Annotated in this window: 9 protein-coding genes; 6 read left to right on the top strand and 3 right to left on the bottom strand. The window is 38.7% G+C overall.

Annotated elements, in window-relative coordinates:
* Positions 1-119: 119 nt before the first annotated feature.
* The 5 genes from ACYVHJ_RS16900 to ACYVHJ_RS16880 all read left to right on the top strand — a co-directional run bounded on the left by ACYVHJ_RS16900 (position 120) and on the right by ACYVHJ_RS16880 (position 8,100).
* Positions 120-929: a sugar phosphate isomerase/epimerase family protein gene (locus ACYVHJ_RS16900; protein ID WP_460517029.1), complete on the top strand. Its 810-nt coding sequence runs from the start codon at positions 120-122 to the stop codon at positions 927-929.
* Between the two features lie 320 nt (positions 930-1,249).
* The gene (locus ACYVHJ_RS16895) at positions 1,250-4,048 is read left to right on the top strand and encodes a DUF6797 domain-containing protein (protein ID WP_460517026.1); all 2,799 of its coding nucleotides are present in this window, start codon (positions 1,250-1,252) and stop codon (positions 4,046-4,048) included.
* Positions 4,049-4,579: 531 nt separating this feature from the next.
* Positions 4,580-5,353, top strand: a complete 774-nt coding sequence (locus tag ACYVHJ_RS16890) for a cysteine hydrolase family protein (RefSeq protein WP_339905867.1) — start codon at positions 4,580-4,582, stop codon at positions 5,351-5,353.
* A gap of 129 nt (positions 5,354-5,482) precedes the next feature.
* Positions 5,483-5,968 (top strand): hypothetical protein, encoded by a 486-nt coding sequence (locus ACYVHJ_RS16885; protein ID WP_460517022.1) that lies wholly within the window; start codon positions 5,483-5,485, stop codon positions 5,966-5,968.
* 932 nt (positions 5,969-6,900) lie between these two features.
* Positions 6,901-8,100, top strand: a complete 1,200-nt coding sequence (locus ACYVHJ_RS16880; RefSeq protein WP_460517019.1) for a 6-bladed beta-propeller — start codon at positions 6,901-6,903, stop codon at positions 8,098-8,100.
* A 180-nt stretch (positions 8,101-8,280) separates the two neighbouring features.
* Here the strand turns inward: ACYVHJ_RS16880 and ACYVHJ_RS16875 are convergent, their stop codons facing one another.
* The 3 genes from ACYVHJ_RS16875 to ACYVHJ_RS16865 are packed head-to-tail and all read right to left on the bottom strand — an operon-like array spanning position 8,281 to position 10,124.
* Positions 8,281-9,081, bottom strand: a complete 801-nt coding sequence (locus ACYVHJ_RS16875; RefSeq protein WP_460517016.1) for a TPM domain-containing protein — start codon at positions 9,079-9,081, stop codon at positions 8,281-8,283.
* Positions 9,082-9,087: 6 nt separating this feature from the next.
* Positions 9,088-9,522, bottom strand: a complete 435-nt coding sequence (locus ACYVHJ_RS16870) for a TPM domain-containing protein (protein WP_460517012.1) — start codon at positions 9,520-9,522, stop codon at positions 9,088-9,090.
* Positions 9,523-9,533: 11 nt separating this feature from the next.
* Positions 9,534-10,124 (bottom strand): LemA family protein, encoded by a 591-nt coding sequence (locus ACYVHJ_RS16865; protein ID WP_460517009.1) that lies wholly within the window; start codon positions 10,122-10,124, stop codon positions 9,534-9,536.
* A gap of 882 nt (positions 10,125-11,006) precedes the next feature.
* Between ACYVHJ_RS16865 and ACYVHJ_RS16860 the strand changes: the two genes are divergently transcribed.
* Complete coding sequence (locus ACYVHJ_RS16860) at positions 11,007-12,341, top strand: 6-bladed beta-propeller (RefSeq protein ID WP_460517006.1); 1,335 nt, start codon at positions 11,007-11,009, stop codon at positions 12,339-12,341.
* Positions 12,342-12,440 lie beyond the last annotated feature (99 nt).

Here is a 12,440-nt window from a genome sequence, read left to right as displayed (position 1 = left end):
ATTGGACAGGTGGGTAGGAATTCTTTGGAAGCTTTATTTCTAGGAAAGCTAGGTTTTCCTTGAGCCATCATTATAAAGCCATAAATTGCACCAAATTTATTAACAGCTAAAAATATCTGATGACAATTAAATTTTATGCCCCACTATGGGGAAATACCCTGACTTTTGAAAACTTTTGTAACAATGTAAAAGAAGCGGGGTATGATGGGGTAGAAATGCACCTTCCACTGAAAACCAAAGAGAGAGATCATTTGCTGGCCATACTTAAAGACCATGATTTAGAATTGATCGGACAATATTTTCAATCCTTTGAAGCTGATCCTAAAGAAAATTTAAATGCTTATGAAAAATATTTAAAGCACCTCATTGCTGCGGAACCGGTGCTGATCAATTGTCAAACAGGTAAAGATTATTTCGATTTTGAAGAAAACTTACCTCTTTTTAAATTAGCAGACAGGCTTTCAAAGGATTCAGGGATTCCGATAACCCATGAAACTCACCGAGGAAAGTGTTTGTATGCCGCCCCAGTGGCCAAACGCTATTTTGAAAGCCTTCCGGATTTACGCATTTGCTTGGATATCTCCCATTGGTGCAATGTCCATGAGTCGTTGCTTGAAGATCAGGATGAAATTGTTAACCTGGCCATTTCGAGGGCAGATCATATTCATAGCAGAGTAGGGCATGCAGAAGGACCACAGGTAAATGATCCCCGTGCCCCGGAATGGGAAACAGCACTAAAGGCTCACTTGACTTGGTGGGGAAAAGTAATTCACCTGCACCAAGAAAGTGACAGGGACTTGACTATCTGTACCGAATTCGGTCCGTTTCCTTATATGCCTACCTTTCCTTTCTCAGAAAAACCCTTGGCGAACCAATGGGAAATCAACGTTTATATGATGGAACTGTTAAAAGAACGATTTCATATTTAGGCAGCTGGTTTATGGGTTGGAAGATAAATTCTCTGTCTACACTTAAAATAGGCAATGGATTAAGCACCAAAAATTACCCTGTCTGACAGCTATTATTCTTTGTAATTCGCAGTTTTGGGTGTAATTTCAACATTGGTTATTTTCGGGTATACCCTCTTGAAATAAAATTCGGTAAAACCTCGAATACAAAAAGAGAAATTTGATGTAATGCACAGAATAGGATTGCCTATGTCAAATGTACTGGATGAAATCAACCGTTGGGATAGCCATGCTTGAGATAAATAAATTTAAAATCCGTTATTAATTCGCTTATTAAAGAAATGAAACTTACGAAGACTGTTGCTATTTATTTTTTTCAACGATCGAAAATTAAAGGTTTTTTCGGTATACTTTACCTGTTACTAATGATGATCTCGGCTTGTGGTGAAGCTGAAAAAGAGGAGCTGATAACTTCAGTGAATTTTGACGAACAAAGCTTCGCTCCATTTGTGGAGCCTGCATTTCCTTATATTTCCACCTCTTTTGATGGGAGGAATTTAGGAGAGGGTTTTCCCGAAGACAATATATCCGGTCGTGTATTGGCCATAAAACTTGGGAATGATGCCTATGCATGTTTTGATACAGATATGCTGCGTTGGTCTGTAGCCTGGACAGGAGAATTTATGCCCATGGTAACCATGGCACAGGTTTCCTATGCAGAGTTTCACAACAAAGGCAACCAAATACCAACAATAGGAGGAGATCCCAAACTTGCCACAGGAGCTTATCCAGGTTGGGCAATAGGACAAGCAACTGTCAAAGATCCCAGAAACCCATCTCCTCATCCCGACAGTCCCAAATGGGGAGCTATACCTGCGGAAATTGGTAGATATGAAGGGGTTTATCCTATGGATGACAAAGTTATTCTTTCTTATACAGTAGGTGGGACACTCGTTTATGAATTACCCGGTAGTAAGCTCCATGAGGGATTACCGGTTTTTAGTAGGAGATTTGCCATGGCCCCATCTGAGGAGAAAACCTTTTTAATGGCGGCTGAAATAACAGACATCAGCAAGGTAGAGCAGGAGGGAGACCAGGTAATGGTTTACCATGGTAACAAGGTGACAGCCATGGGATTGGTAAAAGGAAGTGAAGGGGTAAGCCTTTCTGTAGTAGAAAACAAGTATTTGGTGGCAGAAGTTGCTGCACATTCTTCCACAGTAGATTTTGAATTGATGCTTTGGAATGGGGAAGCGACTGAAAAGGATAAATTCGAGGGAGCTTTGAGCCAAGAATTGACAGCAATTCCCGATTTTGAAAATGGTAACAATGCTTACTGGACGGAAGAGGTGTTGACTCAAGGGCAAATTTCTCCTGATACCGCGGCCTTTGTAACAGATCGATTGACCTTGCCTGTTCCTAACCCTTGGAATAGAAATGTAAGAATGGTTGACATAAGTTTCCTTGGCGATTCTGAGGCTGCCATGGTTACTTTTGAAGGTGATGTGTGGAAGGTGACAGGGATCAATGAGTCATTGGACCGTCTTGTATGGACCAGGGTTGCTTCCGGTTTGTACGAACCGCAAAGTATTGAAGTGGTCAATGGAGAAATCTATGTATATGGAAAAGATGGAATCACCAGACTACATGATTTGAATGAAGATGGAGTAGCAGATTTTTACGAAAACTTTTCCAATGTGATGGCCCAGTCTATAGAAACACGTGAGTGGGCAAGTGACATGGTAGCTGATCCGAAAGGTGGTTTCTATGTGGCCAAATTTGGGGCCTTGGATATGGGGCCGGAGGCATCTTCTCCAAAAGCCTTAATGGGATTTAGGTCGGCATCTAATGATGATGGTTCCATACATAAAATTTCCGCTGATGGCAGGAGCAAAGCGCAGTTTGCTACTGGGTTTAGGGGCCCTTACCTGGGTATACATCCTGAAAAAGGTTGGTTGACAGGTTCTGATCAGCAAGGTCATTATATGCCATCCACACCTGTAATGTTGATTCGGAAAGGAGATTATTTTGGAGTTCCTGCCACTGCACATAGAGATCCTATTCCAGAAACCACCCCTCCAATTACTTGGATTCCTCACACTGACGATCGATCAGGTATGGGGCAAATATGGGTAACTTCTGACAAGATGGGGCCTTTAAATAATCAGATGCTGCATTTATCCTATGGCCGTCCAGGACTATTTGTTGTGAAGGTAGACAGCGGATCTAATACCGTTCAAGGCGGGGCTTCTGTCATTCCGGGCAATTACCCGGCTCCTTCCATGAAGGGAGATGTAAACCCAGGCGATGGAATGGTTTATTTTGCTGGCTTTTCATTATGGGGTCATAATTCCGAAGACTTAAGTGCCTTACTTAGGTTAAGGTACACCGGGCAAGAGAGTTTGTTGCCTGAGGATTATAAGGTGAGGGATGGTGGAATCCTATTGAGGTTTGGTCAGGCATTAGAAGAGGAAACCGCAACAGACTTGGCCAATTATCAGGTTAAAAGATGGAATTATATGCGAACGGAAAAATACGGTTCCGGACATTACCAATTGGACGGCTCAGTAGGGGAGGAACATCTTCCTGTTTTGGCAGCCCGGTTGTCGGAGGACAAAAAAGCCGTTTTTCTGGTTGTACCAAACATTGCTGTGGTGATGCAGATGGAGGTAGCTTTTGATTTAAAAACTGCAAAAGGTACTACATGGTCCGATAAGGTTTGGATGACGGTAAATGAAGTGAATCAGCCTATGCTCAAAGCAGAAGGATTTGCCGATTTCAATCCATCTGACTTGATAGACAACTTTGATCCGGCCTTATTGGCGGCCAAGGAAGAAGGAACCGCAGATGCCATAAAAGGAAAAGAAATATTCTTAAAATACGGATGTATTGCCTGCCATGCGATTGACGACAATGTAGCGGGCAAAATAGGTCCAAGTGTAAAAGGGCTCTATGGAGCCAGAAGGGAGTTTAAAGATGGCACTACTGCAACCGCAGACGATGCCTACATCAAGGAGTCGATCGTTGATCCGGGTGCCAAGGTTGTAAAAGGCAGAGAAGGGGAGATGCCTTCTTTCCTAGGATTACTTTCCGATCAGGACATCGAATCTGTTATTTTATATTTTAAGACATTGAAATAGGAAAGTATAGGTTATCCAAATCAATTGCGGAAAGCCATCTGAATTTTGGACGCAAATTATATTTAAAAAACGCACATAATCAATTTATGTGCGTTTTTTTATGACTTGACTGGTTTGACAGCTACTCTTAGTCTTTTGGTGGCCATTTTCCCTAGCCACAGAAGTGGGTGATATTGTTATTTACAGTCAAAGGTTACTCTTCCCCCATCTAATCCCTTTAATCCTTATAAAACCCTTTCAATTTCCCAGTGTTTCAGTAAAAAGTTTCAATCTTAATAAAATTGAATTGCATTTTATCTTTGATTATCAGCCTGTTCCAAAATAAAAAAAGGTGAAAATTCCAATGTATTATATTTTAAAAGGTTAAAGAATTAATGTAAATTAGAAGTAAAAATCGCCATGAGACCATTATTCTATTTGTGTAGCCTTTGTTTGCCAATTTTAATTTTAAGTTGTCAATCAACCCGGAAAGAAAATAAAAATCCTCACATTGAAGATGAAGAGTCAAAATTGACTGTAAACCTAAGAAAAATGGTAATGTCGAAGGGTGAAGAAAATGGCTGGGAAGGGATTGAGTATACAGAAACTTGGGATCCTCAAAAAACAGCCATTATTGTTACCGATATGTGGGACAGACACTGGTGTGAGAGTGCTACTGAAAGAGTGGCAGCTATGGCTCCGGGTATGAATAAAACCTTAACGAGGGCAAGGGAACTTGGTGTTACCATTATTCATGCACCAAGCGGAACCATGGATTTCTATAAAGATACACCTCAAAGAAAAGCTGCGATTAACACGCCCATGCATAATGTACCAGAGGGTTTCCCAATTGATGATTGGTGTTACCTGGATAAGGATAAAGAAGCTGCTTTACCCATAGATGACAGTGATGGGGGCTGCGATAAGCCATGTGCTGATGGTGATCCTTGTGAAGAAATGACGGCTTGGTCAAGACAGATTGCTACCATAAGTATTGAGGACAAAGATTTTATCACTGATCAGGGACAGGAAGTATATAATATTTTGGTTGAAAATGATATAGACCAGATAGTGGTAATGGGGGTTCATTTAAATATGTGTGTATTGGGAAGGCCTTTTGCCATCCGTCAGATGGCGAACCTTAATAAAAATGTGGTATTGATGCGGGACATGACAGATACCATGTACAACCCGCAAATGTCTCCTTATGTGAGCCATTTTGAAGGTACCCGTCTTGTAGTGGCCCATGTAGAAAAATATTGGGCACCCACCATGCTAAGCTCTGACTTCACCGGAGAGGCAGCCTTTGCCTTTAATGAAAAGTAGTAGGGCAAATAAGAGGGTTCTGGTAGTTATTTAAAACTAATCGAGAATAATAATTATTAACGCAATTTATTGTCATCTAAAAATCTGGGAAGCAATTTTCAGATGGCATCACATTAAATGAAGTCGAATATGCAATTTATTCCAATTTCAATAGATGATTATGTAAAAAGACACTTGAAAAACAATCCAAATGAAAAAGAAAAAGGTTTAAGGCAGCGGCTTAATTCCGCTTTAGAAGCTTTTAAAAAAGGAGTTAAATGTTCTTGTGGAAATGACATTTGGGTGATTGGCTCAGCGGCAGTTGGAAATAGCTGCTTTACTTGTATTACCGGCGAAAGGTACCCTAAGGATGATTATGAAATCGAGTCAGCAATTAAAAAGGAAAGCAAGGTCAGCGGACGAAGACACATTGACGATATTCCACCCTCTGAAATTAATGGTTTTTTTGATGATGATGGATATGAAATAAATATGGATTTAATACAAAAACCGTCCTTATGCCTTACCTGTATCAATAATGATAATCCTAACGAAGAATTGCTTTGCAATATGACACGCCATGACCAACAAAACGAGCAGGAGTTTATTTGTTTTGCTTATAGAAAAAAGAAATAAATGGAAAAGTTAATACAGTTATCCAAAGCTCATTAAGGCTGGCGATTAATTTTGTAGCGAATCAGTGCTCATTCTAAAAACTACCTTTGGCTTATTAAAGTGGCTTATTTTTACTAATATCGACTAGCTGCACTAAGGAAGTTAAATCGGAGGGAGATCACAAAAGTGTAATCCTGCTAACCGTACACATAATCCAGTAACGTTAGGGAAAACTAGCTGAATTTTTTTGGGCATAAAATTAACTAAATATGGTTGAAGATTAACCGGTTTCAAACTTATAGAACAGTATTTTAAAATGATTTTTTACCCTCCGTATAATGGGTTTCTTTTGTTTGTGGTATTAAGGTGAAATTAGTAGGGATAGGTGATAGGATAAAAGCAAAAGAATTGGTAGTGAGTGTGATGATATGCTCATTAAAGCCTATACAAGCAAAGGGATTGATGGATGTTAACATAAGAAACAACCTGAAGAAATTCTTTGGAATGAGAAAGTGTTTTGTAAAAGGAAAATTAGGTTGCGGTGTATTGGGGCATTAAAATCTAATAAACAATTTTTAGAAATATTAAAGCACTTAATAGCTACCTACGGGCGTAATAATTTATTTAAAATAAAGAAAATTTAGGTGTTATTTGTTTAAGGGGAGACTTAGTTTATTTGATCTTTATTTTCCTAATTTATTTAATTGTTTTTTTTTATGATTATAATTACTATATTTATAGTAGGTTTGATTTAAGGAAATTAATATACTTTTATCCTAAGTTTTTTTACTTTAAGTAAATGTAAGAAAACTTTTATTTAATAAAATTTTTTAGTACCCAATCAAGAGTTAATAAGAATTAGAAAAATAGGATTAAAAAGTCTGATTTGAAAATATTTAATTATTCTACATAGTTTGTAGAGCAGTTATATTATTCCTTTAATAGATATGATCTTGAATAAACTCATACCTTTGCTAATAGGTTGCATATTTTTACTTCTTACAAGTAGCTGTAAGCAGGAAGTTAATACGGAGGAAGACCCTAGAGGTGTAGCCTTGGTAACTGTGGACCTCTCCGAATCCAGATCCGGTAAACTGTCTGAATTTTTTGCACCTGAGATCTCCTATATTTGGTTGGCAGATGAGTTGAATGAAGCACAACTTAATGCCGGCTTAAATCAAATCCTCTTTTATGGAGACAAAATTTATACCCTTGATATTTACGGATGTAAGTGCATTTCAATTTTCAATATGGAAGGGGAGTACTTGGGAAAGATTGCTGCTTATGGTGAAGGCCCCGGTGAATTTCTAGAATTTGATGCTTTGGCAGTTGTAAATGAGGAACTGGTCTTATTAGGAGTTTATCCCAGAAAAATCATGTGGTTTAGCCTGGAAGGTGAGTTTCTACGTGAAACGATCTTGAAAGATCACTTTGGCCCCGGTGTGTTTTCTGAATTCGACAATCGCTATTATTTATACAGCTCGGCTAGAAATACAGGAGAATTTTTTGTCAAAAGCTTAAATGAAAGCCTACAGGATACCGTTAGTTTCTTGCCATTTTACGCCGAAAGACTTGAAAGTGAGATGTCCGGGAGAAATTATTTTCAAAAAAGCAAACAACATCTTTATTTTGGAATGACTTTTCACGATACGATTTATCAATTTCAAGATCAACAAATGTTGCCCATGTTTACTTTTGACTATGGAAATTATGATCAAGACCTGGAGGAATTAAAAGGTTTGGAAATAAGGGATAGAATAAAATTAATGAATGGCCAAGCTAAACTTTATTTCCGAGGTAGATACCATGTTTCTGAAAAGCAGCTTTATACAATTCTCCTATTTGAAAAGAAATTTTATAACCTTTTTTATGACCGCCAGAATTTACAATCTCATGTGATTGAAGGCGAGCTAACCAACGATTTAGATGGTGGATTTGAACCACCAGCAATAATATATAGTTTTGAACAGGGAAAAATAGGGGTAAAAATTAATGGTAAAGAATTATATCAATTGTTGGTAGAAAAGAAAAAGCAGTTGGGGAAGGAAGAATTTGAGAATTGGGCTAAAGGTAAGGGAAGAAACTTTGCAAGAACAGCTTTGGCGGCAAAAGACTCAGAAAACCCGGTGCTTATTGTTTATACGCTAAAGTAACTTTTTTCCTCTTGAGAAGTGCCACTATTGATAAAGTAAGTCGGTAATTGTGATCAAAGTAGGAAACCTGAAAGGGTTAAACCATTGAAGCAACAGGTATCAGACTGTGAAGTAATGAATTGATAATCAAACGACCTTGGCGGTATTGATGCATTAATAGCAGCGATACCACCTAAATTTTTACCAGCTTCCACCAGCACCACCACCACCAAAACTTCCTCCGCCGAAGCCTCCGAAACCTCCGCCGCCGCCTCCGCCAAAACTACCTCCTCCGGAAGAAAAATCACCGAATTTACCTCGGCTACCTCCAAGCATATTGGCTAGCAATAAGGTGGTGAAGAAATCCACTCCGCCTCGTTTTCCTCCCATATGGTTGTTGTTGTCATTTCGGTTTCTGATCAGGGTAAGGATCACAAAGCCAACGATCAATATCAAGAAGAGGGGTAGGCCGCCACCGGGATTGTCCGAGGAACCCAAGTCCTCTGCTTTATACTCTCCGGAAGCTAGTTTGAAGATCATATCAGTGGCCTGATCCAAGCCGGTATAATAATTTTCTGTACGAAAGTTAGGAACGATCAACTGCTCTACAATTCTTTTCGCCAAAGCATCCGGAATTGCTCCCTCCATTCCATAACCTGTGGCGATAAATACCTTTCGGTCCTTCATTGCCGCCAGAATAAGTACCCCATTGTCCTTGTCTGCTCTACCGATTCCCCATTGATCACCCAATTGAAACGCATAATCACTAATGTCATAAGGTCCAACAGAATTGATTAAAACGATGCTTACCTCAGAAGAGGTACTGTCATTATATGCCACTAGCTTGGTCTCCAGCTGTCGGACTTCATTGGCTGATAGTGTCTTTGAAAAATCATTAACCAAGCGAGGAGGGTTAGGCTTTTCAGGAAAATCCCCTTGAGCCCAGCTGGCCAATGAAAGTACCAATAATAAAAAGGAAAGGAAAAGCTGTTTTTTAATCATGATGTCTTATTCAAAGGATATTTCGTCAGGGAGTTCATTGATGTCTCCTTCATGGTCATAGGGGAAATGCTGCTGCAGTTGCTTGCCTGACATTTCTATGCCTATTCTAAGCCCTTCAGTATAGGCTTTAGCTTTGAAATGAACAAGCATTTTTTCTTTGATATTTTCCCAAAAGTCTTTGGGAACTACCTGGTTAATTCCTGCATCTCCGAGAATGGCAAACTTATGGTCCACCACAGCAAGATAAAACAGCACCGCATTGCGCTGTGCTGTTTTATGCATTTTGAGTTTTTCAAACACTTCAGCAGCCCTGTCAAGCACATCACCTTTGCAGTTGTTTTCGATATGCACTTGAATTTCCCCTGAGGTTTCCTTTTCGGCATTCTTGATTGCGCCAATGATACTTTCTCGGTCTGCCTTACTAAATAATTTTTCGGCCATAATTGTCCTATTTAAAATTCTACCGTTGGGGCATTTTCTGAACCTGCTGAAGCTTCGAAATAGCCTTTGGTTTCAAATCCGTACCATCCAGCAAACATGTTGTTCGGGAAAGTCCTCAGGTTGGAGTTATAGCTTTGCACAGATTGATTGAAATTTCTTCTTGCTACCGCAATCCTATTTTCGGTACCTTCCAATTGGGCCTGCAGCTCAAGAAAGTTCTGGTTGGCTTTCAAGTCAGGATATCTTTCTACGGCCACCAGTAACCTGCTAAGAGATCCACTCAGCTGGTCTTGTGCATCCTGGAATTTAGCAATGTTTTCCGGGCTAAGGTCATCGGCCTGCAAGTTGATGGAAGTGGCTTTTGAGCGTGCTTCAATCACGTTAGTCAAGGTTTCTTGTTCAAAGTCAGCATATCCCTTTACCGTATTCACCAAGTTAGGGATCAGGTCAGCTCTTCTTTGGTATTGGGTCTCTACCTCCGCCCACTGACCATTGATTGTTTCTTCTGTTTGTACAAAGGTATTGTAAACACCTACCGCTTTGGAGTATACAAGGAACCCGATCACTGCGATGATGGCTATAGGAATTAATATTTTTTTCATGGTATGAATATTTTTAAAACAATGAAGGTATATGACGTATAATTTGGTTTGAGGGTTTCCGAAATAGTTGTTTTTTAAAGAAAATTAATGCAAATTGAATAAAACACCTTAATTTCAAACAAGTGATTGTGTAAGATTACCAGGTGAAAATCGCACCTAAACTTTTTACAAAACACTGAAACAATTCCAACTCACTCAAATACCCTATGACAGAGGAGTATTCTTTCTTATTAGGATTTCTTTTTAAAAACAAAGGTACCATATTAATTGGAGAAAATGTCCATTACATATAAACAACCAATATTTGATTACAGCTGCCAAATTTCAAGCCTTCTCCGTTCGCAAAACAAATACCTCTCTGGGTGGCTGAGCTTGTCGAAGTCAACGGAACAGGAGTCAAAACCCGCTCGAGGGTCTTCGACAGGCTCAGACATTGAAGACAAGAACTTCGAAAATTCGCAGTGTATGAGCGGAGTCGAAGACTTAGCAATTTTCTATAATTGGCCATTATAACTTGATCATTTCTAAAGTTTATTATCATTCCATATAAAGCTGTAATTGCAAATTACAGCTAGAGGGTTCAATGCGTGATAAGTTGAGGCCGCCAAAGTTGTAATCAGGTTTACCGCGTCTGCAAAAGCAAAATATCACCTATATATTTTAATACCATAATAAATTGATTTTAGAATTCATCAACGCCTAATAATTTAGTATTATTGTAGATGAATGGGTGCATTCTTGCAATAAATTCTATTTAAGCTGACTTTAAAACTCCTTAATTGTAGGCTTTTAAAAACCACCTTGATTTTTGAAAATCACATGAAATTCGATCGAGTACGCTCTGGCTCATTAAATATTCTAATAGGTTATAAAAATAATATCATGATTACATCCAAAGACCATAAAGGGATAAAAATGAGAATCAATGCTTTTGTAAATCTCTTTTCATCATGGCAGCCTCAAGACTTTCCTTTCTATGTAACCTTAGCATTGATCTGTCCTTCTAAAGATTCCAACTTTTTTAATTTTAGGTTTCAGTTTTTGTTAAGTTTATTTTTGCTATTGGCTAGTAGCTGTCAACAAAAAGCAGATATTGAAAAACAGGAGGGAAGTGTGGCCGTGATCCAAGTGGATCTTTCACAATCCCGAACTGGCAAATTATCTGAATTTTTCGAGCCTGAAATCAACTATATATGGTTGGAAGATGAATTAGAGGAAGCACAATTAAATTCCAATTTACAACAAATAGTATTTCATGGAGATAAAATTTATGCCCTCGATAATAACGGGTGCAAGTGCATTTCAATGTTCAGTAAGTCAGGGAAGTATTTAGGGAGAATTGCCGCCTATGGAGAAGGTCCAGGAGAGTATCATAACCTTGGCTCGCTGATAGTTGTAAATGAAGAATTGGTCTTATTGGAGGAGTTTAGTGGAGATATAATGTGGTTTAGTCTCGAAGGAGAGTTTCTGCGTGAATCGAACTTGAAAGGTTTTTCCGGTATAGGGGTTTTTTCTGAATTTGACGAACGCTTTTACTTCTACAACATTGCTAGAAACTCTGGAGAGTTTTTTGTTCAAAGCTTGAATATGAAATTGCAAAATACCATTAATTATATGTCATACCATCCTGAAAGGTTGGAAAGTGGGTTGACAGGTAGAAACTATTTTCAAAAAAGTAAACATCATCTTTATTTTGGAATGACTTATTTAGATACCATTTATCAATTCCAAAATCAACAATTGGTCCCCAAGTATGTATTTGAATATGGGAATTATGGCCAAGACTTGGAGAGATTAAATGGAATGGAAATAATGGAGAGAATAACCTATATGAATACGCAAGGAAAATTTTATTTTCGAGGTCGATACCAAGTTTCCGAAAAACAACTCTACACCATTCTAAGTTACGAAGGTGACTTTTATAACCTCTTTTATGCCCAAGAGAGTTCAAAATCAAATCTGATTGAAAGCGTGATAATCAACGATATAGATGGGGGTTTTGACGTACCTATGCTACCTAATGGTTTTGCACCCGGAAAATTAGGGTTTACGATGCCTGGGAAAGCCTTTTACCAGGCATTGATGACAAAGAAAAAGCAAATGGGACAGGTTGAATATGAAAGTTGGGTTAAAGGCGAAGGTGCAAATTTGGCCAAAACTGCCTTTGCTGGAAAAGGATCCGAAAACCCAGTGCTTATCGTTTACACCCTAAAGTAATTGCTTTTTATTTAATTGCTGATATGGCTTTACTTATGATCTGAGAGTTTAATGAGAATAGGGAGCCTAGAAAGAGAGAAATTATTAGAACTACGGGAC

The sequence above is a fragment of the Cyclobacterium sediminis genome (assembly GCF_054781075.1).
Note: the sequence above shows the minus strand (reverse complement) of the source record. Positions and strands in the feature narration are given on the sequence as shown.

Bases quoted from the DNA above. Each gene is read 5' to 3' on its own strand.
- ACYVHJ_RS16895 (WP_460517026.1), top strand. From the start codon at position 1,250: ATGAAACTTACGAAGACTGTTGCTATTTATTTTTTTCAACGATCGAAA.
- ACYVHJ_RS16865 (WP_460517009.1), bottom strand. From the start codon at position 10,124: ATGAAAAAAATATTAATTCCTATAGCCATCATCGCAGTGATCGGGTTC.
- ACYVHJ_RS16900 (WP_460517029.1), top strand. From the start codon at position 120: ATGACAATTAAATTTTATGCCCCACTATGGGGAAATACCCTGACTTTT.
- ACYVHJ_RS16875 (WP_460517016.1), bottom strand. From the start codon at position 9,081: ATGATTAAAAAACAGCTTTTCCTTTCCTTTTTATTATTGGTACTTTCA.
- ACYVHJ_RS16870 (WP_460517012.1), bottom strand. From the start codon at position 9,522: ATGGCCGAAAAATTATTTAGTAAGGCAGACCGAGAAAGTATCATTGGC.
- ACYVHJ_RS16860 (WP_460517006.1), top strand. From the start codon at position 11,007: ATGATTACATCCAAAGACCATAAAGGGATAAAAATGAGAATCAATGCT.
- ACYVHJ_RS16890 (WP_339905867.1), top strand. From the start codon at position 4,580: ATGGTAATGTCGAAGGGTGAAGAAAATGGCTGGGAAGGGATTGAGTAT.
- ACYVHJ_RS16885 (WP_460517022.1), top strand. From the start codon at position 5,483: ATGCAATTTATTCCAATTTCAATAGATGATTATGTAAAAAGACACTTG.